This window comes from Kitasatospora sp. NPDC058492 (assembly GCF_042720685.1).
Classification (GTDB): domain Bacteria; phylum Actinomycetota; class Actinomycetes; order Streptomycetales; family Streptomycetaceae; genus Kitasatospora.
Map to the genome: position 1 here is coordinate 85,808 of NZ_JBHXMU010000012.1, position 25,298 is coordinate 111,105.

A 25,298-nucleotide genomic window follows, 5' to 3' on the forward strand; every position below is an offset into this window, starting at 1 on the left:
AGGAAAAACATCGAAGTCCTGCTGGAGTACTAGCGGCGGTGGGCGCGCAGTGCCTCGCGCAGCCGCCCGCCGGAGGCGGCGAGCTGCCGGGCGGCGGTCGGCGCGTCCACGTCCGCGAGCAGGACCAGGATCGCGTCCTTGGCCCGGCCCCCGGTGGCGGCGAGCGCGCGGCGGACCGCCGCCTCGTCGGCGCCGGTGGCCTCCGTGACGATCCGGTGGGCCCGTGCGCGGAGCTTGGCGTTGGTGGCCCGGACGTCGACCATCAGATTGCCGTACGTCCGGCCGAGCCGGACCATGACGGCCGTCGACAGCATGTTGAGCACCAGCTTCTGCGCCGTGCCCGCCTTCAGCCTGGTTGACCCTGCCAGCACCTCCGGGCCGACCTCCACCTCGATCCCCAGCTCGGCCGCCGCCACCAGCGCCGAGCCCCGGTTGCAGGTCAGTCCGACCGTCAGTGCCCCGGCCGCCCGTGCGGTCCGGACGGCCGCCAGCGCGTACGGCGTGCGGCCGGAGGCGGAGACGCCCACCACGGTGTCGGCCGGGGTGAGCCGGAGCGCGGCCAGGTCGGCCGCCGCCAGCTCCGGGCGGTCCTCGGCGCCCTCGACGGCCTCGGTCACGGCGGTCCCGCCCCCCGCGATCAGGCCCACCACCAGGCCCGGATCGGTGCCGAAGGTCGGCGGGCACTCGGCGGCGTCCAGCACTCCGAGCCGCCCGGCGGACCCCGCCCCGGCGTAGACCAGCCGCCCACCGGCCGCCATCCGTGCCGCCGTGGCGTCCACCGCGGCGGCGATCCGGACCAACTCCCCGGCCACCGCGGCGGGGACGGTGCGGTCCTCGGCGTTCATCAGGCGGAGCAGGTCGGTGGTCGGCAGCTGGTCGATCCCGGCCCAATCGGGGCGGATCGTCTCGGTCGGCGGTACGGCGTCCTGGTGCATGCGGCCAGCGTCCCCGGACGCGGCGGTCGCCAATCGGTGCGGGGCCGCGCGTGGTCTCCGGGGCCTCGGTCGGGGTGGCGCCGTGGCGGGCGCCGGGCCGTCAGGGGTGTCCGTCCTGCCCCCACGTACGGAGTGAGTGCTCAGCCCGTTCAGCCCGTCAACGGACGTCGCCGTCGCCGTCGCCGTCGCCGAGGTGACGGGCGATGCGGGCGATGGCGGGGGCGTTGTCCTCGAACAGATGGGCCTGCATGCCCACCGCCCGGGCGGCCTGGACGTTGGGCGCGTGGTCGTCGATGAAGAGGCAGTCGACCGGGCTGACGCCCAACTCGGCGCAGGTGATCTCGTAGGCGCGCGGGTCGGGCTTGCCGGTCCCGATCTCGTGCGAGTAGACGATGTGCTCCACCAGCTCGTCGAACCGGTAGAGCGGGACCTCGCGTTCGCGGGCGCCGACGAAACTGTTGCTGAGGATGCCGAGCCGGGCCCGCCCGCGCAGCCCGCGCACGTGGGCGATGAGCTCCTCGTTCGGCGTGCCCAGGTACTCCTCCCAGAGGTCGGCCATGAAGGCCTCGACCTGGGCCGGACCGAGGTGCAACCGGGCGGCCACCTGCTCACGCACCTCCGGCTCGGTGATGCCACCGATCGCGCCGGCCTGCCAGACGTCCCGCAGCCGCTCGTCGATCGCGTGCGGCGGCAGCTCCAACAGGCGCTCCCAGCGCTCCGGCCAGCCCGTCCTCGGCGTGTATTCCAGGACGCCGCCGATGTCGAGGATGAGACAGGGTGCGTTCACGGGTGGTCCCCTCTCCGCTGCGGCCGCCGTGGCGCGGCCCGCCCCTGCCACTCTCGGGGGTGCGGGCGGGGCCGGGTCAAGGGGGCGGTGAGTCCTCGGCAGCTCCGGAGACCGCGTTCGGCGGCCGCGTTCGGTTGCCGCGTTCGGTGGTCGGGCGTGCTGTCGGTCCGTCAGGCCATCCAGAAGAAGACGGCCGTCATCCGACGTTCCGGCAGCTCGGCGCCGTAGTAGGAGGTCGCGCTGTGCATGAGGTTGGCGTGGTAGAGGAGCAGCTGGTTGTAGCGGTTGGGGACGCGGACGTCCTCGGTGAAGTGGTCGGCGGGCACGTGGCGGGTGCCGAGCGCCTCGACCAGGTTGTTGTGCGGCGCGTTGACGAGGTTCCCGCCGAGGCGTCCGCCGGGGAACTGCTGGCGGTAGAAGCTGGTGCCGGCGTCCTTCGGCGCGCCTGGGCTGAGGTAGAGCACGGCGGCGTAGCGGCAGAGCGCGCGGGAGTCGGTGTGCGGGCGGGACTCCGACTCCCCGGCGCCGACGACCTGGACGCAGTTGTGGTTGAGCGTGCCGCCGCCCGGGGTGCTCTGCACCCAGAGCCGGGGAGCGCCGGTGGCCTTGCGGACCAGGGCCTCCACCCGGGCCAGCTCGTCGGGCTCCAGGCCGGGCATGGTGCGCAGGCCGGGCCAGGTCTCGGGGCGGTGCGGGTAGCCTTCGGTCCAGTCGCCGCGGGCCAGACAGCGCTCGCGGACGGCGTCCGGGTCGGGGAGGACGTTGTCCAGGACCCAGTAGTCCCGGCCTCGGGTGGGCTTGCGGTAGGGCAGGACCGGCAGGGTGGTGGGCCTGATGGGCTGTGAGGGCATGGGCCGACGATAGGGGCGGCGGTCGTCAACCTTCTGCCGTGAGCAGGTCAACCTTTCGTCAAGGGCTCTCCACGGGTGGGCGTCTCGCGCCGCAGGTCAGGAGCCCGGTCGGACGGCGAAGGTGCCCAGGGCGCCCTCCAGTCGGTCGAAGGCCCGGACGGCCGAGGGGCGCACCGCCGCCGTGATGGCGGCGGCCTCGTCGCCGGCCAGCAGCCTGCGGAACACTTCGGTGAACACCGTGCGGTCGACGGCGGCGAGCAGCCCGGCGGCCACCCGGCTCTCGAAGTCGACCGGCGGGCCGGCCGGTGTGCTGCCCGGCGCGCCGGGCGGAGTGCCGGTTGTCGTGGGGCGGGTGGCCTCGGCCAGGGTCTCGGCCAGGGCGGTCTCGCTCTGTTCGTGCAGCTCGCGGATCCGGGCGACCAGGGCGGGGCTGTCGGCGACGGTGTGGGCGAACGCCGGGCCGGAGAAGCCGAGCCGTGGGTCGTGCCGGTCGAGGCCGGCCAGGCAGTCGCGGCGCAGCGCGGCGAGGGCGGACTCGCCGGGCGCACGCTCGGCGACCGCCCGGGCGAGCCGACCGACGATCTCCTCGTGCAGGTCGAGGAGGAGGTCCTCCTTGCGCGGGAAGTGGTTGGTGACGGTCATCTTGGCGACTCCGGCGGCCGTCGCGACCTCGGCGATGGTGGTGCGGTCGAAGCCCTGCTCGATGAAGAGCCTGGTCGCGGCGTGCGAGATCGCCTCGCGGGTGCGGCGCTTGTTGAGCTCGCGCAGGGTCGGGGCGGCCCCGGTTCCCGTCAGGGTTTCCGTCGCGGTTTCCGTTGTGGGTTCCGTCATGGGGGCAGCGTAGCGCAGTTCGCTGGGTCGGACCCAGAAATTAGGCTTGACCTAATCACTGGGTCCGTCCTAAGTTTCTTCCGGGCGGTCGGAGCGGCCGCCGGACGGACGACCCGGGGAGGGCGCATGACCACATCGGCCACGTACGGAGGCGCCGTGTTCACCCAGCACGCCGGGCGGCTCCGCCTGCTCAGCGTCCACGCCCACCCCGACGACGAGTCCAGCAAGGGCGCTGCCACCCTCGCGCGGTACGCCGCCGAGGGGGTGGACGTCCTGGTCGCCACCTGTACCGGCGGTGAGCGCGGCTCGGTGCTCAACCCGGCCATGGACCGCCCCGAGGTCCGGGCGGACCTCGCCCGGATCCGGAGCGAGGAGATGGCAGCCGCCCGGGGCATCCTCGGGGTGCGCCAGCAGTTCCTCGGCTTCGTGGACTCCGGCATGCCGGGCCCGGGCGAACCGCTGCCGGCGGGCTGCTTCGCCGCCCAGCCCGTGGCGGCCGCCGCGGCGCCGCTGGTCGCCCTGATCCGGGAGTTCCGTCCGCACGTGGTGGTCACCTACGACGAGACCGGGGGGTATCCGCACCCCGACCACGTGATGACCCACCAGGTCACGGTCGAGGCCTTCGAGGCCGCCGCCGACCCGGGCCGCCACCCCGGGACGGGGGAACCCTGGCAGGCGGCGAAGCTCTACTACCACCTGGCGCTCTCCAGAGCCTGGTTCCAGACCCTGCACGACGCGATGACGGAGCGGGGCGTCCCCTCGGGCATGGGCGCACTGCTCGCGGACTGGCCGGACACCCCGCCCGCCCTCGCCACCACCACCCGGATCGCGTGCGCCGAGCAGTTCGCCGTACGGGACGCGGCACTGCTGGCGCACGCCACCCAGATCGAGCCCGGGGTCGCGTTCATGGCCCACCCACGGGACATCGAGCGCGAGGTCTGGCCGACGGAGGACTACCACCTCGCCCGGAGCCTGGTGCCGGTCGAGGGCGAGGGGTCCGAGACCGACCTGTTCGCCGGGCTGCGCTCAGGAGAGGCGGGGCTGCGCCCGGGAGAGGGGGACGGATGAGCCGGAGGTCGGGTTTCGCCCGCTCAGCACTGGCCGTCGGCGAGCACGAAGTAGCCCGGGCCGGTCTGCTTCAGGGTGTGCGTCACGAAGGTGTTCCAGAGGCCCATGCTCTGGCCCGAGCCGAGTGCGTAGGTCAGGCCGCCGCTCTGGGTGGCCCGCCCGGCCCGGACCTGGTTGTAGTTGCTGTCGGTGAAGCACTGCGCGGCGCCGCCGCCGGTGGTCGCCGTCACCGCCGCCGATCGGGTGCCCACCGCGCCCGACGGGTCGACCGCCGCCACGGTGTAGCCGTACGACGTGCCGGGGGCGAGCCCGGTGTCGGTGAAGGACGGGCCGGTGGCACTGCCCGCCATCGTGCCGTCCCGGTAGACCTGGTAGGAGGCGGCCCCGCTGACGGCCTGCCAGGCGAGGGCGATCGAGCTCTGGCCCGCCGGGGTCGCGGTCAGCCCGGTCGGGGCGGGCAGGCCGGGGTTGGTGGGCCCCGTGCCGCCGTCCAGGCCCCAGAACTGCGCGGTGTAGTAGCTGGAGCAGATCGTGTTGAGGAAGTAGCTGCCGGTGGCCCCGCACTGGTCGGCTGCGGCGCCGGGGTTGACGGCCAGCCCGTGGCCCATCCCGGCGATGGTGAACAGCGCCACGGCGGGCCGCCCGCCCGCGTCGGCGTAGACCTCCTCGGTGGTGCCGCCCGGCAGGCTCCGGGTGCTGGTCGGGCTCTGGCCGACACCCTGGACGTTGGTCCACTGGTCGCGCAGCTCCGTCGCGTTCACCGGCCTGACCACGGTGTCCGCGCTGCCCTGCCAGATCGCCACCCGGGGCCAGGGCCCGGCGTAGCCCGGGTACGCGGCCCGGACCTTGTCGCCCCACTGGGCCGGGGTGAGCCCCTGGTCGGAGTTCTGGCAGCCGGAGGCGGCGCCCTGGGTGGTCGCGCACTGGGCCGGGAGGCCGGAGTCGATCGCCCCGCCGGCGAACACGTCCGGGTAGTCGGCCAGCAGGTCGGAGGCCATCCCGCCGCCGGCCGACAGCCCGGTGACGAACACCCGCCGGCCGTCCGAGCCGTACAGGGCCTTGGCCTTGGTGACCATCTCGATCACCGACTCAGCCTCGCCGGCGCCCCGGGCGTCCTTGGTCGCGTCGAACCAGCTGAAGCAGGAGAGGCTGTTGTTGGCACTGCTGGTCTGCGGGAAGACGACCGCGAAGCCGTACCGGTCGGCGAAGGTCGTCCAACCGGAGTTGCGGTAGTAGTCGTTGGCGGTCTGCAGGCAGCCGTGCAGCGCGACCACCAGCGGCGCGCCACTCGGCAGTCCGGCCGGGGTGTAGGAGTACATCGCGAGGTTTCCCGGATTGGCGCCGAATCCGGTGACCTGCTGGAAGGTTCCGCTCACGGTGTCGGCCGCAGCCGGGGCGGGTGCGGTGGTGCCGATCGCGAGTGCGGCGGCCGTCAGCAACGCGGCGGCGGCAGGACGGAGAGGCATGGGGGCTCCTGGGTGGGGGAGGAGTGGGGGCGGATGCCGTGCAGCGTGGCGCGCCCCGCGCCCCGGTGCCATGTGACGGCCACCCGAGGTCCACCGCCCCGCCATGGCGTGGACCGCCATGGTCCGATGTCCGGGGGCCGCGCGCCGGCCGTACCCCGGAAGGCACTTGAGGGGCGTGCGCGAACAAGGCAGGTTGATCCCATGACGACGAATGAGGCAGACCCCGGCGGCGCGACGTCCCCGGAGGGCCAGGAGCTCCTTGAAGGCCGGCAGGCCCTGGAGGGCCAGGTGCCCCGGACCAGGACCCACACCTGGACGGCCGGCCCGCCGATCTCCGCCTTCCCGCGCCTGAGCGGAGAGGAGATCCTGCACGAGATCCTCGCGGGCCGGATTCAGGAGCCGGCGATCTGCAGCACCCTCGGATTCCATCTGACCGAGGTGAAGCCGGGCACGGCGGTGTTCGAGGGCGAACTCGGCGATCACCTCTACAACCCGATGAACACCGTGCACGGCGGCTACCTCGCCACCCTGCTGGACTCGGCGCTCGGTTGCGCCGTGCTGAGCCGGCTGCCCGCCGGGATCGGCTACACCACCACGCAGTTGAACGTCCACATGCTGCGCCCGCTGTTCGCCGACTCGGGGCTGCTGCGCTGCGAGGGCCTGGTGCTGCATTTGGGCCGGACGATGGCGACGGCCGAGGCGAGGGTGGTCGGGGTGGAGAACGGCAAGCTCTACGCGCACGCCACCACCACCTGCGCCATCCTGGCGCCCCGCCCGGCGGCCTGACAGGTGGTCCGACCGGTGGCATGACCGGAGGCCTGGGCAGAGGTTCGGAGGACCGGAGGGAGACCTGACGGAGGTTCGGCTGAAGGTAAGGCCGGGCCCCGGTCGCTTCGGCGGCCGGGGCCCGGGGTCGGCTGCGGTTCAGAGGACCGCGAGCAGCCCACAGAGCGCGAGGAGGCCGCAGATCCCGAAGTTGATCAGCTTGTGCGAGAGGAACACGGCGGCGAACTCGCGGATCGTCGCGCTCGGCCAGTAGTACGCGGCGGTCGGCGAGCCGAACACCTGCCCGTTGACGCCGGTCCTGCGGGCGGTGAGCGCCGCCCGGAAGGCGTGGAAGTTGTTGGTGACCACGACACAGCGGTAGTCGGGCTTGGCCTGCTCCATGATGGCCTTGCTGAAGAGCAGGTTCTCCTCGGTGGTGCGGGAGCGGTCCTCGCGCTCGATGTGTTCGGCCGGGAAGCCGCGCCCGGTCAGGTAGTCGGCCATCGCGTGGGACTCCGGCAGTTTCTCGTCCGGGCCCTGGCCGCCGGAGGTGATCAGCACCGGCGGGTTGCCGCGCGCGGCCTGCTTGTCGTACACCTCCCGGCCCCGGTCGAGCCGGCTGGCCAGCAGCGGCGGGACGCGCTCGCCGCCGATCAGGCCGGAGCCGAGGACGACCACGAAGTCCACGTTCCGGCGCGGCCGGTGGCGGCCGTAGAGGAATGCGTAGCCGACGAAGCAGACGAACAGGAAGGAGATGTAGCCGACCACCAGGACGGCGGTGCCCGCCAGTACGCCCAGCCGGGGCGAGCGGGTGGCCAGAGCAGCGAGCAGCAGCGCGATGACGGCGAGGATGCCCAGCCCGACGAGGAGGGACAGCAGGTTGGCGGGCCGTCTGCCCTCCTTGCGGGTCATGGTCAGGCCGTTGGCGATCAGGAACCAGACCAGGGCCGCCGTGCCGAGGGCCGGCAGCAGGATGATCGCCACCGCCGCCAGTTCCATCACCAGTGTGGGCGCCTTGCGCAGCTCGGTGAGCAGGGCGAGGGCGAGCAGGGAGACGGCGATGCCGAGCAGGACGGCATTGCTGAACTGGCGGCGGTCGCGTAGTACCCCGATTCCGAACAACAGGAAGAACAGGGCGGCTGGGACATAGGCGATCATGCTTCGTATCGTAGGCGGAGGCCGTTCGCGTGAACCGCCCGTCCGCCCGTGGACGAACCGGCCGGGCGGACTGGACAGGCGGACTGGGTAAACGGACCGGACAAGGGGACCGGACGAGCGGGCAGGTCAGGCGAACCGCTCGATCGCCGCGAGGACCGCCTCCGTCATCGCCGGACTCCCGGTGTGCCCGGACTCGTCGATGACGGTCAGTCGGGCCTCCGGCCAGGCCCGGGTCAGCCGCCACGCGGTGTCGAGCGGCGAGCCGAGGTCCAGTCGGCCGTGGATCAGTTCGCCCGGGATACCGGCCAGCCGTCCGGCGTTGTGCAGCAGTTGGCCGTCGGCCAGGAACGCGTGGTGCGCGAAGTAGTGCGCGGTAATCCGGGTGAACGCCATCAGCGCGTCGGTGGGGCGGTCGCTGTAGGCGTTCGGCTTGCCCAGCGCCTCGTGCGCGATGACGGCGTCCTCCCAGGTGGCCCAGGCGTTCGCGGCGGCCCGCCGGACGGTCTCGTCCTGGCTGTTGAGCAGCCGACTGTAGGCGGCCACCAGGTCACCGTCGCGGTCGGCGGCCGGCAGGAAGTTCCGGAACTCCTCCCACGGGCCGGGCAGGAAGCGGGCGACGCCCCGGTAGAGCCAGTCGGTCTCCTCGGGGCGGGTCGTGGTGACGCCGCAGAGCACGATCTCGGAGACCCGCTCGGGGTGGGCCTGGGCGTAGGCGAGGATCAGCGTCGAGCCCCAGGAGCCGCCGTACAGCAGCCATTTCTCGATGCCGAGGTGGTCGCGCAGCCGCTCCATGTCCGCGATCAGCCGCTCGGTGGTGTTGTGCTCCAGCCCGGTCGCCGGGTCGGCGGCGTGCGGCAGGCTCTGTCCGCAGCCGCGCTGGTCGAACTGGACCACGTGGTACCGCTCGGGGTCGAAGTACCGCCGGGCGCCCGGCCGGTGGCCGGACCCGGGCCCGCCGTGCACGATCGCGGCGGGTTTGCCCGCCGGGTTGCCGGAGGCGTTCCAGTGCATCCGCTGCCCGTCTCCGACGTCCAGCAGGCCTTGTGCGTAGGGCTCGTAGTGGGGGTGCAGCTCGGGCATCGCGGAACTCCTCCGTGGATGTGCGGCCGGGGTGCCCGGACAGACCCTAGCGGGCGCTCGCAGGCCGGGCCGCGGATTTTCGGCGGGCCCGGGGCGGGGCCCGGCCGGCCGGGCCCGCCGTGGTGGGGTCAGCGCTGTTCGGCGGGCAGCAGGGTCGCGAGCCCGTCGAGGACGCGTTGCACGCAGAACTCGAAGCGGGTGTCCATGTCGGGTTCGGTGAGTTCGTCGGCCAGGGCGACGAGGTTGGGGAAGGTGTCGGAGGGCAGGGCGCGGAAGCGGTCGCCGGCGGCGTCGGCGATGTCCCGGCGGCTGGTGCCGAGGACTTCGGCGGCCGAGATCGGGGACTGTTCCTGGAGGACGAACCCCTGGACGAAGGCGCCCAGCAGGTAGGTGGCCATGGCGGCGTCGGCGTCGGAGAAGCCGGCCGCGCGGAGCCGGTCGAGCTGGTCCTCCATCAGGCCGAGCAGGTGGGGCCCGGGGGAGAGGCGGCCCGAGACGACCTTGGCGGCGTCGCGCTTGTCGAGCAGCAGCCGGCGGTAGCGCCAGCAGTAGGCGTGGAACTGCTCGCGCCACCCGCCCTCGCGCGGCGGGGGTTCGGCCGAGGCCATCACCGCGTCGGTGAGCAGGTCGAGCAGTTCCTGCTTGTTGCGGACGTGCCAGTACAGCGAGGCCGCCTTGACGCCGACCTCGGCGGCGACCTTGCGCATCGACAGCCCGTCGAGGCCGTCCCGTTCCAGTACCCGCAGCGCGGCCTGGGTCAGCGCGTCCCTGGTCAGTGGCGGTGTCGTGTCGTCGTTCTCCGGCATGGCTGTGCGGACGCCTCCAGCGGTCTCATCCGGTCTTCTCCGGTCGCGAGTCTCGCGGCGACTGTCCGTGGCGAGCGCCCGTGCGCGAGATCCCGCTTGCAATCTAACACCGTTAGGGGCACTCTGTGCGTGCCGCACCACTCCCTAACGCTGTTAGGGGCTAGGAATCGGGAGGGTTCCCATGCAGGAGTCGAGCGCCCGGCGCAAACGGCTCGCGCTACTGACGCTCTGCGTCACCATGTTCATGTCGATGCTGGACAACGTCATCGTCAACAACGCCCTGCCCCGCATCGGCCAGGACCTGGATGCCGGGATCAGCGGCCTGCAATGGGTCGTCGAGGGATACAGCCTCGTCTACGCCGGGTTCGTGCTGACCGGCGGCGCGCTCGGCGACCGGTACGGCCGTACCCGGATGTTCCGGCTCGGCCTCGCGCTGTTCACGGTCGGCTCCGCGCTCGCCGCGCTCGCCGGAACGATCGGCCTGCTGGTCGGCGCCCGGATGCTGCAAGGCGTCGGGGCCGCGCTGCTCACCCCGGGCAGCCTCGCCCTGCTGCGCCACGTCTTCACCGACGAGCGCGAGCGCGCCAAGGCCATCGGCCTCTGGTCCGGGGTCTCCGCGCTGGGCCTGTCGATCGGCCCTGTGGTCGGCGGGCCGATGGTCGAGCACCTCGGGTGGGCCAGCGTGTTCTGGATCAACGTGCCGATCGGCGTGGCCGCACTGGTGCTCGCCGCCCGCGTGCTCCCGGACATCCCCCCGCGTGCCCGGCGGATCGACCTCGGCGGCCTCGTCCTCTCCGCCGCGGGCCTCGGCCTGCTGGTCTACGCGCTGATCGAGGGGCCGACCCGCGGCTGGACGGACACCCGGGTGCTCCTCTGCGGAGCCGCGGCGCTCGTGCTGCTGGCCGCCTTCCTGGTGCTCGAACTGCGGCTCGCCGAACCGATGCTGGAGCTGCGGCTGTTCCGCGACGGCGCCCTCGGCGGTGCGCTGCTCAGCGGCTTCATGGTCAGCTTCGGGATCTTCGGCGCGCTCTTCTTCCTGCCGCTGCTGATGCAGGGCCCGCTCGGCTGGTCCCCGTCCGACGCCGGCTACGCCGGGCTGCCGATGACCGCGATGATCGTCGTCGCAGCCCCCCTCTCCGGCGGGCTGACCTCGCGGTACGGGCCCCGACTGCCGCTGGTGCTCGGTCTCGCGCTGTGCGCGGCGGGCCTCGGCGGGCTGTCCCTCTACGGCGAGCACGCCCACTACGTCGAGTACCTGTGGACCCTGTTCGCGATGGGCCTCGGGATGGGGATGACCTTCACCCCGGTGTCGATCGCGGTGCTCCAACGGGTCGCCCCGGCGCAGACCGGGATGGCCTCGGCGAGCATCAACACCCTGCGCGAGCTGGGCGGCGTCCTCGGGATCGCGGTGCTCGGCGCCGTGCTGACCAACCGGATGACCGGCAGCCTGACCGCCGCCCTGCACCGGCTCGGCGTGCCGCCGGACGCCGTCGGCCCGATCGCGGACGCGCCCGCCGGGGCGGGGCGCGGCGGTGGCGGCGCGGCCGCCGTGCTGCCCGGCCCGGTCCAGGACGCGGTGGACGGCGCCTTCATCGAGGGCCTCCACCTCGCGGCGCGCTGCGGTGCGGCCGCGCTCGCCGTCACCGCCGTCCTGGTCGCCGTCCTGCTGGGCCGGGCCCGCCCGCTCGCCCCGGGCGGCACCGGCCTCCCGGAATCGGCCCCCGACTCCGCGTCGGACCCGGGCTCCGACCCCGGCCCGAGCCCCGGCCCCGACCCCGACCTCGACCCGAGCCCCGGTCCGGAGCCGCTGGCCGAGGCCCGGCCGGTCTGACCGGTCAGACCGACCTGACCGACCTGACCGGTCCGCGTGCCGACGCCACGTCAGCGGATGCCCTCGACCGCCGCCTGCGCCGTGCGGGCCAGCTCCCGGCGCGCCCCCGCCCGGGTGGCCTGCGGCGCGGGCGGCGGAATCGGCGGCAGGAACGTCACGTCGGCGACCAGCCCGCGCACCGCGACCACCCGGGCGAGCGAGGTGAGCAGTCCGTCGTCGCCGATGAAGGCGGGCACGCTGGTCGGCCGTCCGTCCGCCAGCCGGTAGCGGATCGTCACCGGCTGGACGAAGGCGCCCGCCTCCACCGCCGCCTGGAACAGTGCGGGCCGGAAGCGGCCGCTCTCCCGCCCGCACCAGGTGGACCCCTCCGGGAAGACGATCACCGGCTGGCCGGCGCGCAGCACCTCGGCCACCGCCGCCACGGTGTCGGGCAGCGCGCGCAGCCGGTCGCGGTCCAGGAACACCGTGCCGCCCCAGGCGATCAGCGGCCCGAGCACCGGCCACCGGCGGACCTCGGTCTTGGCCAGTGAGCGGCCCGGGCGGCCCGCCGCGATCAGCGGGATGTCCAGCCAGGACACGTGGTTGGCCACCACGAGCGTCCCGCCGCCGAGCGTGCCGCCCGGCGTCCCGAGGTGGACGGTGACCCCGAGGGTGTGCAACAGGACGCGCGCCCAGAGCCGGATCAGCCGCTCCCGGGTCCCGTACGGGAGGAGGCGCAGGGGCAGGCTGAGCAGCACGCCCGCCAGCACCGCCGCCAGGCAGGCCGCCAGCCGCAGCGCCCGCCGGGGGTGCGAGACGGCGGGCGCCGGGTCGGCCAGGCAGGTCTCGGGCCGGCAGGGGGCCGTCGGCAGCCAGACGCTCATGATGAGGCGCCGAGGGGCCGGGCGGGCAGTCCGGACAGGAAGTGCCGCAGGTAGCGCGGGTCGGTGCGCTCCAGGGACAGCAGCACGTACAGGTCGACGCAGTCGAAGTCCGGGTCGTACGCGGGCTCGCCGCAGACCCAGGCGCCGAGCCGCAGGTAGCCGCGGAGCAGGGCGGGCAGTGCGCCGCGCTCGGCGCGCGGCACGCCGGTGGCGTCCCAGCGGCGGCGCGGGGTGACCCGGTACTGCTCGGGGGCCAGGTACTTGGCGCTGACGGTGTCCCAGACCCGGGCCGCGGTGGCGCCGCCGTCGTCCAGGGGGATCGAGCAGCAGCCGCCGACCCAGGTGTTGCCGGTGTCGGAGAGGTACCGGGCGATGCCGCCCCACATCAGGTTGATGACGGCGCCGTTGCCCCGGTGGTCGGGGTGGATGCAGGAGCGGCCGAGTTCCACCAGGCCCGGGCGGACCGGCGCCAGGGCGGAGAGCTCGAACTCGCCGTCGGAGTAGAGCCGTCCGGCCCGCCGGGCGGCCTCGGGGCGCAGCAGCCGGTAGGTGCCGACGACGGCGCCGTGCTCGCCCTCGCGGACCAGGAGGTGGTCGCAGTACTCGTCGAAGGGGTCGACGTCCAGGCCGGCGACCGGGCTGTGCAGGACGGCGCCGAGCTCGGCGGCGAACACCTGGTGGCGCAGCCGCTGGGCGGCGCGCACGTCGTCGGCGTCGCGGGCGAGGGAGACGGTGTAGGCGGCCGGGGCCTGCGGCCGGCGGGGGGCGGGGACGGCGGGGGCGTCCTGGGTGGGGGCTACTGCGGTCGGAGTGTACGTGGGGACGGTGGTCATGGCGGACCCTCCAGGGCAGCACGATCGGCGGCGCCCTGGATCGCCAGGGCACCGGCCCGGCCCGCAGGCGTTGGGCCTGCACGCGAACCGGTCCCCGTATATCTCTCCGAGCCGGTTGGCATCCATGTTGCGGCGCGGCGGAGCGCAGATGTGCAACTGCTGAATGGGACCACCCGTCGCCTCCCGGTCATCTGCCGGGCACCGGGCGCTCGCCCGCCGGGGGTGGACAGCCCGGGCGCCTGTGCGCCCGGGCCGGCCACTCTCTCCGGGGATTCCCCCGGAACTCCCGCGGACGGGTGCGATGTTGTGCGCGACCGGCGTGCCCCGAGCAGGGCGCGCCCCCGGCAGGTCCTAGAAGGCCTGCCAGCCCTTCGGGTCGACGTCGCCCGGGATGACGGGCGCGGGGCCGTAGGGTTCGCGGGTGAGGATGAAGGAGCCGAGGTCCAGGTGGCTGACCGTGCCGTCGGCCGCCCGGACCACCCGCAGGGTCTCGCCCGTGTAGTAGTCGTCCAGTCCCGTCCAGGTGCCGTCCGGCTCGGCGCGGAAGCGGGAGCTGCGGGCTCCGCCGGTGAGCGAGGTCAGTTCGAGGCCGCGGTCGGCCCGCAGCCGCAGGGCCTGCGCCGAAGTGCCCCAGTACCAGGGGCCGGTGAGGGCCAGCAGCTCTTCGTCGACCTCGGGCAGCGGGCGCCAGGGCTCGGGCAGCCGGGGCTCGTGTTCGGCGGTGAGCGTGATCAACTGGGTGGCCACCAGGGTGGTGCCGGCGCCGGTGGTGGCGTTGGACAGGGCGATCGCGGCCAGGCCGTCCTCGTCGCTGACCCACAGTGCGGCGGTGAAGCCGGGCATCGAGCCGGTGTGGCCGTACAGCACCCGGCCTTCGTGGCGGCGCAGTTGCAGGCCGAGGCCGTATCCGGTGGTCCAGGTCGTGTTGTCGGGGCCGGTGGCGGGCCGGCGCATCTCGGCGAGCGAGTCGGCGGCGAGCACCTTGTCGTCCCCGGCGGCGAGGAAGGCCGCCCAGCGGGCCAGGTCGGCGACGGTGGACCAGAGTTGGCCGGCCGGGCCCATCAGGCCGGTGTCGGTGAGCGGTTCCGGCAGCATGACGTCGGCCCACGGGTGGACGGCGAAGCCTCCGGCGTGCGGGTGCTCGGGCAGCAGGGTGGTGCGGTCCATGCCGAGCGGCGCCAGCACCTCGCGTCGCAGCACCTCGCCCCAGGGCTCGCCGCGCAGCCGCTCGACCAGCGCGCCGAGCAGCGCGTAGCCGGGGTTGGAGTAGTGGTGGAGGCGCCCGGCCGGGTGCTTGATCGCGGCGCCGGGCTCCAGCAGGTCGTCCAGTCCGGGCCGCAGGGAGCCGTCGGTCCGCTCCCACCAGGGCCCGGGCGTCTCGGCGGCGAGTCCGGCGGTGTGGGCGAGCAGTTGCGCGATGGTCGCGCCGTCGGCCGGGGTGCCGGGCAGGTGGCGGGCGAGTGGGTCGGCGAGGTCGAGCAGGCCCTCGTCGCGCAGCCGCAGCACCAGCACGGCGACGAAGGTCTTGGTGAGCGAGCCGATCCGGTACTGGACGTCGGGGGTCGGCGCGTGTCCGTCGATCATGCTGCGGGCGCCGCTCCAGACCAGCCGGCCGTCCCGGACCACTCCGGCGGCCAGGGAGGGCGTGCGCCCTTCGGCCTGGGCGACGGCGATCCGGTGCAGTAGGGCGCGGCGGGTGGTCGGCAGCAGTTCGTCGGACTGATCGGTCATCTGATCCTCTGAATCCTTCGGCGCGGTCCGGCGGGGGAGGCCCGTCGGCGTGGTCTGCCACGAGGTCCGCCGGCGAGACCGTCGGCGAGGTCCGCAGGCGGGGGCCGCCGGTCGACACGGACGGGCGACAGACGAACAACCTAGCCAGGCCGCTCCGAAGGATCCACCCGTTATCTCCGCAAACGCCCCGCGATCGCGCCGCGAATGCCCCGTGAACGCCCCGCGATGTCGCCGCCGGTCCGGTCAGCCCGGCAGCGGCGGGAGTTCGGGCCGCTGCAGCCAGTCCTCGAAGACCGGGGCCAGCGGGGCGGTCGTGTACCGGGAGGCGTGCGCGAGCAGGTCGGCGGTGCCGACGACGCCGTGCCGGTGGACGCTCGTCCAGTCCCGCAGCATCGCGAAGAAGGCGTCCTCGCCCAGCGCCCGCCGCAGCGCGTGCACGGCCAGGCCGCCGCGCTGGTACAGCCGGTCGTCGAACATCAGCCTGCGGCCCGGGTCGGCGAGCCTGAGGTCCTGCGGGAGCCCGGCCAGCAGGCCGTGCGCGGCGGCGGCGTGGGTGGCCGCGGCCGGGCCGCCGGCGTGCTCGGACCACAACCACTCGGCGTACTTGGCGAAGCCCTCGTTGAGCCAGATGTGCCGCCAGTCGGCGATCGTCACGCTGTTGCCGAACCACTGGTGCGCCAGCTCGTGGGCGATCAGCCGCTCGCGCTGCCAGCCGCCGCCGAGGTGGTTCGTCCCGAAGGTGGCGACGCCCTGCGCCTCCACCGGGACGTCCAGTTCCTCGTCCGCGACGACCACCGCGTATTCGCCGAACGGGTACGGCCCGAACACCTCGCCGAAGTACGCCATCATCTCCGGCTGCCGGCCGAAGTCCCGGGTGAACGCGGGGACCAGCCGCTCCGGCACGTAGCCGGTCTGCGGCACGGCCGGGCGGGCCGCCAACGGCACTGGCCGGTAGTGGCCGATCGACACCGTCACCAGGTACGGCGAGGTCGGCGCGCTCTGCTCGTACACCCAGGTGGTGCTGGACGCCCGGGTGGTGCGGGTCAGCAGCCGGCCGCTCGCCAGCACGGTGAACGGGGACGGCGTGGTGATCGCGATCTGGTAGGTCGCCTTGTCGGCGGGCCGGTCGTTGCACGGGAACCAGGACGGCGCGCCGATCGGCTGGCTGGCGACCAGCGAGCCGTCGGTCAGCTCCTCCCAGCCCAGGCCGCCCCACGGGCTGCGCACCGGGCGGGGGTTGCCGGTGTAGTGCACCTCGACGGTGAACGCCGCCCCCGCCGCCAGCGCCCTGGCCGGGCGGATCCGCAGCTTGCCGGCGCGGTGGGTGTAGCGGGCGGCCTTGCCGTCGACCAGCACCCGCCCGATCCGGAACTCGGCCAGGTCCAGCGCGAACTCGGCCAGCGCCGCGTCCGCCACGGCGCTCAGCCGGGCCGAGGCCGCCAGCCGGTTCGGCCCGGGCCGGTAGTCCAGCGCGAGCTCGTAGCGGTGGACCCGGTAGCGGTGGTCGCCGCTGGCCGGGAAGTACGGGTCGGGGGCGCCGGCGGCCGCCGGGACGTGCTTGGGGTTCACGGGGGCGGGCACTTCCTGCGGGCCGGGACGGGTGGTCATGACGTGGGCTGCCACGCCTCGATGGGGTTGCCCAGCCACCGCGTGTCGGCGGGGACGGACTCGGCGCGCATCACCAGCGAGGCCGGGCCCAGCGTGCTGCGCGCGCCCACCGTGCTGCCGGGCAGCACGATGCCGCCCGGGCCCAGGGTGGCGCCCTCGCGGAGGACCACAGTATCCATCCGCATGATCCGGTCGTGGAAGAGGTGCGTCTGCACCACGCAGCCCCGGTTGACGGTGACGCCGTCCCCGAGGGTGACCAGGTCCGCCTCCGGCAGCCAGTAGCTCTCGCACCAGACGCCGCGGCCGACCCGCGCGCCGAGCGCCCGCAGCCAGAGGTTCAGCACCGGCGTGCCCGGCACCGCGCCGACCAGCCACGGCACCGCCAGCACCTCGACGAAGGTGTCCGCGAGCTCGTTGCGCCACACGAAGCTGCTCCACAGCGGGTGCTCCACCGCCCGGAACCGGCCGACCAGCAGCCACTTCGCCGCCACCGCGACCAGGCAGGCCACCGTGCCGGCGCCCAGCAGCACCAGGCCCGAGAGCAGCGCGGCCACGCCCGCCGGCCAGGAGACGGACAGCCGGGACAGCACCGCGACGGTCAGCATGCCGAGCGCCCCCGAGGCGAGCACCGGCAGCAGCCGGGCCAGCTCGACCAGCCCGCGCGCCCAGAGCAGCCGGGCCGGTGGCTCGTAGGTCAGGCTCTGGTCGGCCTCGTCCACCGCGCGCGGCAGCCGCATCGGTGGCATGCCCAGGTACGAGCCGCCCTTCTTGGCCTTCTCCGGCGTCGCCGACAGCACGCCGACCAGGCCCCGCTTGGGCACCGCCCGCCCCGGCGCGGTCATTCCCGAGTTCCCGAGGAACGCCCGCTCGCCGACCTTCGCCTCGCCGAGCCGCACCCAGCCGCCGCCCAGCTCGTACGGCGCGATCAGGGTGTCGTCCGCCAAGAACGCGCCGTCGCCGACAGTGGTCAGGCTGGGCAGCGCCAGCACCGTGGACACCTCCGCGCCCCGGCCGACCCTCATCCCGAGCGCCCGCAGCCACAGCGGCGTGACCAGCCCCGCGTACAGCGGGAACAGCACCTCCCGGGCCCGGTCCATCAGCTGGGTGACGGTCCACGCCTGCCAGCCGACCCGGCCGTGCAGCGGGTGCACCCCGGGGACCAGACCGCGGCTCAGCAACCGGACGGCGGCCACCAACTGCGCCGCGTACACCGCGCCGTACGCCAGGGTGGCGGGCAGCAGGCCGAGCAGCGCGCCGCCGAACGCCGCGCCGAGGTCGTCGCCCTGGTGGACGAAACCGGCGAGGACCGCGAGCGCGGCCAGCGCGGGCGCCACCGGGAGCAGGCCGAGCGCCGTGCCGCTGGCGCCGTAGAGCGCGGCCCAGAACGCCCGGTGCGGCGGGCGCTCCTTGGGCCACGCCCGCTCGACGCGGCCCAGCTTGACGGCGGGCGCGCCGCCCCAGCGCTGGCCGGTCGGCACCTGCCCGGTGACGCTGGAGCCGGGCAGCACCTGAGCGCGCTTGCCGACCCGGGCACCGGGCAGCAGGGTCGAGCGGGTGCCGACCACAGCACCGGAGCCGACCTTGACCTGGCCGACCTCCAGCCGGTCGCCGTCCAGCCAGTAGCCGCACAGGTCCACCTCGGCCTCGACGGCGCAGCCCCGGCCCAGCTTCAGCATCCCGGTGACCGGCGGCAGCGAGTGCAGGTCCACCTCGGGCCCGACCTTGGCACCCAGCGCCCGCGCGTAGCGGACCAGCCAGGCACCGGACAGCGCGGTGGCGCCGCTGAGCTCGGCGAGCCGCTCGGCGGTCCAGAGCCGCAGGTGGATGGCGCCGCCGCGCGGATGGCTGCCCGGGCGCAGGCCGCGCAGCAGCAGCCGGGCGCCGCCGGCCGCGATCGCCAGCCGGCCCGCCGGGGTGTACAGCGCCAGGGCGCCCGCGCCGACCGCCCACCACGAGGCGGTGGGCGCCCACGGGTAGTCGCCGAGGTGGGAGAGCAGGTTGCCGGCGGCCAGCAGGGCGACCGTCCAGCGCAGGCCGACCACGGTGAACAGCGGGATCAGCAGGAGCAGTTGGAGCAGCTTGGCCCTGGTCGGCACCAGGGCGACGGTGCGGGCCTGGCCGCCCTGGGCGGCGGTGCGCTCCAGGTGCCGGGCGAGCTTGCGCAGCGTCGGGTGCTGGTAGACGTCCAGCACGGCGGCGTTCGGGTAGCGGGTGCGCAGCAGCGTGGTGAGCCGGGCGGCGGCCAGGCTGCCGCCGCCGATGCCGAAGAAGTCGTCGCGCGGGCCGCTCACCGCCACACCGAGGATCTCGGACCACTGCTCGGCCAGCCAGGCCTCGGTGCCGTACAGCTGCTCGCTCGGCCCGGCGTTCTCCAGCTCGGGCAGCGGCCAGGGCAGCGCGGCCCGGTCGACCTTGCCGGAGGTGCGGGTGGGCAGGGTGTCGACCGGCGCGAGCAGCGGCACCAGGGCGGCCGGCAACTCGGCGCGCAGCCGCTCGACGGACTGCTCGCGGTCGAAGCCGTCCTGGACGACCAGGTAGCCGACCAGCAGCTGGTTGCCGCCGCGCGCGGTGCGGACGGCGGCGGCCGCGCCCGCCACGCCGGGCAGGGCCTGGAGCGCCGCGTCGACCTCGCCGAGTTCGATCCGGCGGCCGCCGAGCTTGATCTGCTCGTCGGTGCGGCCGAGGAACAGCAGGCCGGCCGGGTCGGCCTGGACCAGGTCGCCGCTGCGGTACGCGCGCTCCCAGCCGAGCGAGGCCAGCGGCGCGTACTTCTCGGCGTCCTTCTCCGGGTCCAGGTAGCGGGCCAGGCCGACCCCGCCGATCACCAGCTGGCCGGTGCCGCCGGCCGCGACCGGATCGCCGGCCTCGTCGACCACGGCGAGGTCCCAGCCGTCCAGCGGCAGGCCGATCCGGACCGGGTCGTCGCCGGTCAGCAGCGCGGCGCAGGCGACCACGGTGGCCTCGGTGGGGCCGTAGGTGTTCCAGACCTCGCGGCCCTCGGTGACCAGCCGCTGCACCAGCTCCGGCGGGCAGGCCTCGCCGCCGAAGATCAGCAGCCGCACCTCGTTGAGCGCCTCGGCCGGCCAGAGCGCGGCCAGCGTCGGGACGGTGGAGACCACGGTGATCTCCTGCTCCGCCAGCCAGGGGCCGAGGTCGGCGCCGCTGCGCACCTGGGAGCGGGGGACGGGCACCAGGCAGGCGCCGTGGCGCCAGGCCAGCCACATCTCCTCGCAGGAGGCGTCGAAGGCCACCGACAGGCCGGCCATCACCCGGTCGCCGGGGCCGATCGGCTCGTCCTGGAGGAAGAGCGCCGCCTCGGCGTCGACGAAGGCGGCGGCGTTGCGGTGGGTGACGGCCACGCCCTTGGGGCGGCCGGTGGAGCCGGAGGTGAAGATGATCCAGGCGTCGTCGGTCGGGGTGGGGCGGGGGTCCGCGGCCGCCTCGCCGGGGTGGGGCACCGGGCGTTCGCGGTGGACGGTCAGCGCGCGGTCGGCGCCGAGCACCGCGGCGACGCCGGCCTCCCCGAAGACCAGCTGGGCACGCTCGTCCGGGTCCTCGGCGTCGACCGGCACGTAGGCGGCGCCGGCGGCGAGCACGGCGAGGATCGAGACGTACAGGTCGTTGGTGCCCGAGGGCACCCGCACGCCCACCCGGTCGCCCGGGCCGATCCCGGCGGCGGCCAGCCGGCGGCGCAGCTGCTCGACCTCGGCGGCCAGGGCGCGGTAGCCGAGCACGGTGCGCCCGTCGTCCAGGGCCGGTTCGTCGGGATGGGCGCGGACGGTGGCGTCCAGGACGTCGACCAGGGTGCGCGGTGCGGCGGCCGGACGGCCCGGGAAGAGGGCCTGCGGCGGTGCGGCATGGGGTGGCGTGGCTTGGGGTGGTGTGGCTTGGGGCGACGTGGGGGACTGCTCCGTGCTCGGTTCAGCTGTCATGGCAGCCCGTACGCTCCTCGTCCTCGCCCCGTTCCGACTGATGCCCGGCCCTTCGGGGCGGTGGGAGCACTCGCCTGACGGGGTGACCCCACTCCGGGGCCGGAGCGGACAACCCGACTGATGGTAGCCCCGGGTGCGAGGCGCCGTACGGCCCGACACCTGGCCCAACTAGGCCGGAAATGGCCTGAGCTGACGTTGTGTCAGTCAACAACTGGATAGGCGTGGAAGTCATGTGACTGGATGTCAGTCGAATTGACGGATCGTCAGGACGAATTCTCGATCGTGATCCACGCCACAGGGAATGCTGCTCCCTTCGGGTGGCGGGCCCGGCTTCCCGGCCCGGTTCCGGCCTGGCAGCCGGGCCCGCCATGGTGTCGGAGCGCTGTCGGAGCGGTGTCCGAGAGGCGCCCGAATGACGCCCGGGTGGTGCCCGAGTGGCGCCCGACCGGTCAGCGGAAGCAGTGCAGGTGCTCCTGGAGGAACGCCTCCAGGGTGCGCGGGGCGCGCCCGGTGAGGTGGGTGAGGGTGTCGTCGGGCGCCTCCCGGCGGACCACCGCGAGCTGCTGGATCTCCACCACGTGGGAGGCCAGCCAGGGCGGCATCCCGGCCCGCTCGACCAGATGGGCGTGCAGCCCGGCCGGGGGCAGGTCGAGGTAGCGGACCGGGCGGCCGAGCAGCTCGCCGAGCAGCCCGGTGAGCTCCGGGTAGCTGTACGCCCGGCCGCCGGTGAGCGGATACGTTCCGCCGGCGAGCTCCGGGCGGGTGAGCACCTTGGCCGCGGCGTCGCCGATGTCCCGGGCGTCGACGTAGTTGCAGCGGGCCTGGCCCATGGCGCCGTGCACCACCCCGGCGGCGGCGATGCCGGGTGCCAGCAGCAGCAGCTTCTGCATGAACGCGTACGGCCGCAGCACCGTCGCGGTGACGCCGGACGCGCGCAGGCGCTCCTCGATCAGATGGTGGCCGCGCGAGACGGCCACGGGGGAGTCCGGTTCGGCTGCGGGTGCGGAGATCTTGACGATGTGCTCCACGCCGCTCTCGACCGCCGCGTCGATCGCGGCCAGCTCGTGCTCGACCTGGTGCGGGCCGTTGGCCATGGTGAGGAAGAGCTGGTGCGCGCCGCGGAAGGCAGCGCGCAGCGAGTCCGGGTCGGCGGCGTCGGCCGGGAGCGTCTCGGTCAGTGCGAGGGTCCGGTCGTCGAGTCCGGCCGCGAGGCGGGCGGGGTCGCGGCTGAGTGAGCGGCTCGGTGCACCGAGGGCGGCGAGGCTGCGCAGGGTGGCACCGCCGGTGGCGCCTCCGGCGCCCATGACGACGATCATGAGGTCTGTCCTTCCGGTCGGGTGGAGAGTCGGTGCTGCGGGGATCGGGGCCGGCGGCTGCCGCGCCAGCGCCAGGTGATCACGGTGGCCGCGATCGCCGACGAGACCGGCAGGTCGATCGGAAGGCGGCCGGGCCAGGGGCTGGTGGCGAGCCCGTGGATCTGCGGCAGCCAGTGCGCGGCCGCGAGGCCGACGGTGAGTGCGACGGCCGCGGCGGCCAGGCCGAGTGCGGGGGCCAGCAGTGCGCGCGGTGCCCGGCCGTCCGGGGAGCGGTTGGACCGGCGTCGCAGGGCGGAGCCGACCAGGGTGGCGACGACGGCCGAGGTGCCGCCGATCGTGGTGGCCGCGGCGATCATCAGCTGCGGCTGGTGCGTGACGGCCCCGCCGATGCCGGCCATCACGGCGGGCATCGCGTAGGCGACGAGGACCTCCCGCCACAGGGTGAAGGGGGGTGGTGCGCCGGGTGCTTTCTTGCTCATGGGCCTCTCCTGCGGAGGTGCTTGGGTGAAAGTGATTAGGTGGCTAACTATTTGTGCTTAGGTGCCTAACTATTGGGTCGTGAAGTCGGCGGGCCGCCTGCGCGGCCCGCCGTTCTCGACCGGGTCAGTCCGCGGTCAGCGCGTCGGCGCCCTCGACCACCCTGGCCAGGAGGTCGAGGAAGGTGGCGCGCTCCTCGACCGAGAGCCCGCCGACCAGCGCCTGCATTCGGGCGAAGTGCTCGGGCGCCAGATCGCGCAGCCGCTGCGCGCCGCGTGCGGTGAGGACCACCACGTTGGCGCGGCCGTCCTCGACGGACGGGCGGCGGACCACGAGGCCCTCCCGCTCCAGGCCGTCCACCAGGCCGGTCACGGTCGCCCGCGAGACGCCGAGGCCGGCCGCGAGCTGGGAGGGTGACTTCTCGCCGCCGTGGTCCTCCAGATCGGCCAGCAGTCGGTAGCGGCCGGTGGAGAGCCCGAACCGGGCGAAGTGCACCTCCCCGGCCTGGCCGATCCGGGCGCCCGCCGCCATCAGCCGGGCCGCGACCAGGATCGCCTGCGGGTCGGCCGTGAGGCCGTAGCGGGCGATCTGGCGGCGTGCCTGGTCGAGGGTGGGGGCGCCGCTGTCGGCGTCGGGGCGTTGCGTCATGAAAGTAATATGGCGCCTCATCAGTTTCCCAGTCAAGTCGACCGTCCGGCGTTCGGTGGCGGCCGCGCTGCGCGGGGCGGCCGGGCGCCGGCGGCGGGCGGGTGTGTGGGCGGGTGCTCCGCCGGCTGTCGAGCGGCGCTCCGGGGGTCCGGGGGTCCGGGGGTCCGGGGGTCCGGGGGCCCGGGGGTCCGGGGGTCCGGGGGTCCGGGTTCCATGGTGACGAATCATCAGGTCAACCAACCGTCAAGTTGGTTCATTCACAGAATAATCCGGTCGCAAAATGGAAGCCATCGAAACATTTACGCTGCTTCCAGGTCTTCACATGGAGATCTCAGACTGACAGGCTGGGGCCGCCCTTTCAGTACTGAGGAGGTTCCTTGTCCCGTATATCCACGCTGGCCGGAGCGGTCACCTGCGCCCTCGCCCTCGTCACCGGTAGTGCTGTCGCGGCGTCGGCGGCGCCGATAGACCTGGCGCCGGGTGCGGCGGCCGAGGCGAAGGTCGCCGCTGTCAACTGGACCCCGTGTAACCCCGACCCGAACAAGCCGGACCCAGGCATCTACGACTGTGCCGTGTACCCGGTGCCGCTGGACTATGACAACCCGTCGGGTGAGAAGATCGGCATCGCCATGATGCGCCGGCGGGCGAGCGACCCGTCCAAGCGGATCGGCTCGCTGTTCCTCAACCCGGGCGGCCCGGGTGGTAGCGGCTACCTGTGGGCGACCACCACCCGATTCGGTACCGAGGTGCAGTCGCGCTTCGACCTGGTCGGCTTCGACCCCCGCGGCGTGGCCCGGAGCAACCCGCTCAAGTGCTTCAAGACCCAGGAGGACGCCGACGCGGTCAACGGCCGCATGGTCGGCGTGCCGGTCACCAAGGCCGAGATCAACGAGACGCTGGACGCGGACCAGGACTACACCGACGCGTGCAGCAAGAACGCCGGCCCGCTGATCGAGCACATGTCGACCATCAACGTGGTCCGTGACCTCGACCGGATGCGCCGCGCCGTCGGCGACTCCCAGCTCAACTTCGCCGGGTTCTCCTACGGCACCCTGATCGGCGCGACCTACGCCGGGATGTACCCGAACAAGGTGCGCACGATCATCGTCGACGGCAACGTCGACCCGAACCTGCGCCTGCACGACGGCCTGGAGTACGACCGTCAGCGGGCGGGCGGCTTCGAGCTGGCCCTGGACGAGTTCCTGAAGCGCTGCCAGGCCGCCGGCGCCCCTCGCTGCGCCTTCGGCGAGGGCGACACCCGGGCCAAGTTCGACCAGCTCCGCGACCACCTGCGGACCAGCCCGGTCACCCTGCCGAACGGCTCCCAGGTGACGCTGAGCACCTTCACCAGCGAGGTGGCCAGCGCGCTGTACTCGCAGGCCAAGCTGGCGCCGCTGGCCAAGTCGCTGCAGGCGACGTACCAGCTGGTCCAGAAGCCGGCCGCGAACACCCTGATGGCGCCGAAGGCGACCGTCTCGGACGACGACGCCAACATCCTCGCGGTGAACGCCCCGCGGGCGCTGCGCGAGGCCCCGGTCGACTCCGAGTACACCGCCGACGACTCCTACATGGGCGTCAACTGCCAGGACAAGCCGTACCCGTCGAACGACCGGGTCTTCCCGAACGTCGCCAAGGCCTGGGAGAAGGAGTCGCCGACCTTCGGCCGCTACCAGGCCTTCGACGCGCCCGCCTGCGCGAGCTGGCCGGCCCCGGCCCGGGACGCCGAGCGCTTCAGCGGCCCGTGGAACAAGAAGACCTCGAACACCGTCATGGTGATCGGCAACCTCTACGACCCGGCCACCCAGTACAAGTTCGCCCAGCGGATGCAGCAGCAGCTGGGCAACGCCGTGCTGGTCAGCGTGGACTCGATCGAGCACTGCGCCGTCGGCCGCAGCCAGGCGCTGAACGCGCTGGTCACCCGCTACCTGGTGGACGGCACCGCGCCGAAGCCGGGCCAACTGCTGAAGCCGGACGCGGCGATCTTCCCGGCGGCCTGACGAGGCTGAGCAGCCGGCCGGTGCCGGCCCGCAAGGCCTGCACGTCCCGCCGGGCCCGCCCGGCAGGACTGGCCGGGCGGCCCCAGGGGGCCTGAGGTACACGTGAACGGATGTGGTGGTCGGCGGCGCCGGCCACCACATCCGTGCTTTCCGGCCGAGTCTCCGGAGGACGGCGTGAACACGGATGGCCGTGCGAACGCGGACGACGGCGTGAGCGCGGATGACGGCGTGAACGGGAAATGCGGCGTGAATGCGACGGTGGATCGCCATCCGGCCCTCCTCGGAAACGATTTCTTCTCGGATTCTTCTCGGATG

At 74.0% G+C, this 25,298-nt stretch carries 20 protein-coding genes; 4 read left to right on the top strand and 16 right to left on the bottom strand.

All coding sequences use genetic code 11. The features are described from left to right. Positions 1 to 29 precede the first annotated feature (29 nt). From murQ to ACFWPI_RS11200, 4 genes are all read right to left on the bottom strand, one after another. The gene (murQ, locus tag ACFWPI_RS11185; protein WP_380371124.1) at positions 30 to 935 is read right to left on the bottom strand and encodes an N-acetylmuramic acid 6-phosphate etherase; all 906 of its coding nucleotides are present in this window, start codon (positions 933 to 935) and stop codon (positions 30 to 32) included. Positions 936 to 1,092: 157 nt separating this feature from the next. After that, complete coding sequence (locus ACFWPI_RS11190; protein WP_380371121.1) at positions 1,093 to 1,722, bottom strand: HAD family hydrolase; 630 nt, start codon at positions 1,720 to 1,722, stop codon at positions 1,093 to 1,095. A 170-nt stretch (positions 1,723 to 1,892) separates the two neighbouring features. Beyond that, positions 1,893 to 2,573, bottom strand: a complete 681-nt coding sequence (locus ACFWPI_RS11195) for a DUF6445 family protein (protein WP_380371118.1) — start codon at positions 2,571 to 2,573, stop codon at positions 1,893 to 1,895. A gap of 96 nt (positions 2,574 to 2,669) precedes the next feature. Further along, positions 2,670 to 3,404: a TetR/AcrR family transcriptional regulator gene (locus ACFWPI_RS11200; protein WP_380371115.1), complete on the bottom strand. Its 735-nt coding sequence runs from the start codon at positions 3,402 to 3,404 to the stop codon at positions 2,670 to 2,672. A 126-nt stretch (positions 3,405 to 3,530) separates the two neighbouring features. Here ACFWPI_RS11200 and mca point away from each other — a divergent pair, with 126 nt between their 5' ends. Further along, positions 3,531 to 4,472: a mycothiol conjugate amidase Mca gene (gene mca, locus ACFWPI_RS11205; RefSeq protein ID WP_380371112.1), complete on the top strand. Its 942-nt coding sequence runs from the start codon at positions 3,531 to 3,533 to the stop codon at positions 4,470 to 4,472. A gap of 23 nt (positions 4,473 to 4,495) precedes the next feature. On the opposite strand, the gene ACFWPI_RS11210 is transcribed toward mca, so the two are convergent. Then, positions 4,496 to 5,938 (bottom strand): PHB depolymerase family esterase, encoded by a 1,443-nt coding sequence (locus ACFWPI_RS11210; protein WP_380371109.1) that lies wholly within the window; start codon positions 5,936 to 5,938, stop codon positions 4,496 to 4,498. Positions 5,939 to 6,139: 201 nt separating this feature from the next. On the opposite strand from ACFWPI_RS11210, the gene ACFWPI_RS11215 reads away from it, so the two are divergent. Next, positions 6,140 to 6,724: a hotdog fold thioesterase gene (locus ACFWPI_RS11215; protein WP_380371106.1), complete on the top strand. Its 585-nt coding sequence runs from the start codon at positions 6,140 to 6,142 to the stop codon at positions 6,722 to 6,724. 138 nt (positions 6,725 to 6,862) lie between these two features. Here ACFWPI_RS11215 and ACFWPI_RS11220 read toward each other — a convergent pair whose 3' ends face one another. The 3 genes from ACFWPI_RS11220 to ACFWPI_RS11230 form a co-directional block, all read right to left on the bottom strand. Then, positions 6,863 to 7,861 carry a YdcF family protein gene (locus ACFWPI_RS11220; RefSeq protein WP_380371104.1) on the bottom strand — a complete coding sequence of 333 codons (999 nt, stop codon included), beginning with the start codon at positions 7,859 to 7,861 and terminating at the stop codon, positions 6,863 to 6,865. A 126-nt stretch (positions 7,862 to 7,987) separates the two neighbouring features. Continuing rightward, a complete protein-coding gene (pip, locus tag ACFWPI_RS11225; RefSeq protein WP_380371101.1) occupies positions 7,988 to 8,941 on the bottom strand; it encodes a prolyl aminopeptidase in 954 nt (317 codons plus the stop codon). 128 nt (positions 8,942 to 9,069) lie between these two features. Continuing rightward, complete coding sequence (locus tag ACFWPI_RS11230) at positions 9,070 to 9,747, bottom strand: TetR/AcrR family transcriptional regulator C-terminal domain-containing protein (protein WP_380371097.1); 678 nt, start codon at positions 9,745 to 9,747, stop codon at positions 9,070 to 9,072. 181 nt (positions 9,748 to 9,928) lie between these two features. Between ACFWPI_RS11230 and ACFWPI_RS11235 the strand changes: the two genes are divergently transcribed. Further along, positions 9,929 to 11,578 carry an MFS transporter gene (locus ACFWPI_RS11235; protein WP_380371094.1) on the top strand — a complete coding sequence of 550 codons (1,650 nt, stop codon included), beginning with the start codon at positions 9,929 to 9,931 and terminating at the stop codon, positions 11,576 to 11,578. Between the two features lie 50 nt (positions 11,579 to 11,628). On the opposite strand, the gene ACFWPI_RS11240 is transcribed toward ACFWPI_RS11235, so the two are convergent. The 8 genes from ACFWPI_RS11240 to ACFWPI_RS11275 all read right to left on the bottom strand — a co-directional run bounded on the left by ACFWPI_RS11240 (position 11,629) and on the right by ACFWPI_RS11275 (position 22,986). Then, positions 11,629 to 12,441, bottom strand: a complete 813-nt coding sequence (locus ACFWPI_RS11240; protein ID WP_063346036.1) for a 1-acyl-sn-glycerol-3-phosphate acyltransferase — start codon at positions 12,439 to 12,441, stop codon at positions 11,629 to 11,631. Further along, complete coding sequence (locus ACFWPI_RS11245; RefSeq protein ID WP_380371091.1) at positions 12,438 to 13,274, bottom strand: GNAT family N-acetyltransferase; 837 nt, start codon at positions 13,272 to 13,274, stop codon at positions 12,438 to 12,440. Before ACFWPI_RS11245 ends, ACFWPI_RS11240 begins: the two co-directional genes overlap by 4 nt. A gap of 351 nt (positions 13,275 to 13,625) precedes the next feature. After that, positions 13,626 to 15,005, bottom strand: coding sequence for a serine hydrolase (locus ACFWPI_RS11250; protein WP_063346034.1), 1,380 nt, complete (start codon positions 15,003 to 15,005; stop codon positions 13,626 to 13,628). Between the two features lie 243 nt (positions 15,006 to 15,248). Continuing rightward, positions 15,249 to 16,613 carry a M1 family metallopeptidase gene (locus ACFWPI_RS11255; RefSeq protein WP_380371087.1) on the bottom strand — a complete coding sequence of 455 codons (1,365 nt, stop codon included), beginning with the start codon at positions 16,611 to 16,613 and terminating at the stop codon, positions 15,249 to 15,251. Continuing rightward, entirely contained in the window at positions 16,610 to 20,545 is a 3,936-nt protein-coding gene (locus ACFWPI_RS11260) for a Pls/PosA family non-ribosomal peptide synthetase (protein ID WP_380371084.1), read from the bottom strand. The genes ACFWPI_RS11255 and ACFWPI_RS11260 overlap by 4 nt, the downstream gene beginning before the upstream one ends. 449 nt (positions 20,546 to 20,994) lie before the next feature. Continuing rightward, positions 20,995 to 21,861, bottom strand: coding sequence for an NmrA family NAD(P)-binding protein (locus ACFWPI_RS11265; protein WP_380371081.1), 867 nt, complete (start codon positions 21,859 to 21,861; stop codon positions 20,995 to 20,997). Further along, a complete protein-coding gene (locus tag ACFWPI_RS11270) occupies positions 21,858 to 22,340 on the bottom strand; it encodes a hypothetical protein (RefSeq protein ID WP_380371078.1) in 483 nt (160 codons plus the stop codon). The genes ACFWPI_RS11265 and ACFWPI_RS11270 overlap by 4 nt, the downstream gene beginning before the upstream one ends. A gap of 124 nt (positions 22,341 to 22,464) precedes the next feature. Further along, positions 22,465 to 22,986, bottom strand: coding sequence for a MarR family winged helix-turn-helix transcriptional regulator (locus ACFWPI_RS11275; protein ID WP_380371075.1), 522 nt, complete (start codon positions 22,984 to 22,986; stop codon positions 22,465 to 22,467). Positions 22,987 to 23,363: 377 nt separating this feature from the next. Between ACFWPI_RS11275 and ACFWPI_RS11280 the strand changes: the two genes are divergently transcribed. Then, positions 23,364 to 24,983 carry an alpha/beta hydrolase gene (locus ACFWPI_RS11280; RefSeq protein WP_380371072.1) on the top strand — a complete coding sequence of 540 codons (1,620 nt, stop codon included), beginning with the start codon at positions 23,364 to 23,366 and terminating at the stop codon, positions 24,981 to 24,983. Positions 24,984 to 25,298 lie beyond the last annotated feature (315 nt).

Coding starts and splice junctions, on each gene's coding strand:
- ACFWPI_RS11240 (WP_063346036.1), bottom strand. CDS start 12,441: ATGAGCGTCTGGCTGCCGACGGCCCCCTGCCGGCCCGAGACCTGCCTG.
- ACFWPI_RS11230 (WP_380371097.1), bottom strand. CDS start 9,747: ATGCCGGAGAACGACGACACGACACCGCCACTGACCAGGGACGCGCTG.
- ACFWPI_RS11245 (WP_380371091.1), bottom strand. CDS start 13,274: ATGACCACCGTCCCCACGTACACTCCGACCGCAGTAGCCCCCACCCAG.
- ACFWPI_RS11215 (WP_380371106.1), top strand. CDS start 6,140: ATGACGACGAATGAGGCAGACCCCGGCGGCGCGACGTCCCCGGAGGGC.
- mca (WP_380371112.1), top strand. CDS start 3,531: ATGACCACATCGGCCACGTACGGAGGCGCCGTGTTCACCCAGCACGCC.
- ACFWPI_RS11260 (WP_380371084.1), bottom strand. CDS start 20,545: ATGACAGCTGAACCGAGCACGGAGCAGTCCCCCACGTCGCCCCAAGCC.
- ACFWPI_RS11200 (WP_380371115.1), bottom strand. CDS start 3,404: ATGACGGAACCCACAACGGAAACCGCGACGGAAACCCTGACGGGAACC.
- ACFWPI_RS11195 (WP_380371118.1), bottom strand. CDS start 2,573: ATGCCCTCACAGCCCATCAGGCCCACCACCCTGCCGGTCCTGCCCTAC.
- pip (WP_380371101.1), bottom strand. CDS start 8,941: ATGCCCGAGCTGCACCCCCACTACGAGCCCTACGCACAAGGCCTGCTG.
- ACFWPI_RS11220 (WP_380371104.1), bottom strand. CDS start 7,861: ATGATCGCCTATGTCCCAGCCGCCCTGTTCTTCCTGTTGTTCGGAATC.
- ACFWPI_RS11270 (WP_380371078.1), bottom strand. CDS start 22,340: ATGAGCAAGAAAGCACCCGGCGCACCACCCCCCTTCACCCTGTGGCGG.
- murQ (WP_380371124.1), bottom strand. CDS start 935: ATGCACCAGGACGCCGTACCGCCGACCGAGACGATCCGCCCCGATTGG.
- ACFWPI_RS11265 (WP_380371081.1), bottom strand. CDS start 21,861: ATGATCGTCGTCATGGGCGCCGGAGGCGCCACCGGCGGTGCCACCCTG.
- ACFWPI_RS11275 (WP_380371075.1), bottom strand. CDS start 22,986: ATGACGCAACGCCCCGACGCCGACAGCGGCGCCCCCACCCTCGACCAG.
- ACFWPI_RS11235 (WP_380371094.1), top strand. CDS start 9,929: ATGCAGGAGTCGAGCGCCCGGCGCAAACGGCTCGCGCTACTGACGCTC.
- ACFWPI_RS11250 (WP_063346034.1), bottom strand. CDS start 15,005: ATGACCGATCAGTCCGACGAACTGCTGCCGACCACCCGCCGCGCCCTA.
- ACFWPI_RS11255 (WP_380371087.1), bottom strand. CDS start 16,613: ATGACCACCCGTCCCGGCCCGCAGGAAGTGCCCGCCCCCGTGAACCCC.
- ACFWPI_RS11210 (WP_380371109.1), bottom strand. CDS start 5,938: ATGCCTCTCCGTCCTGCCGCCGCCGCGTTGCTGACGGCCGCCGCACTC.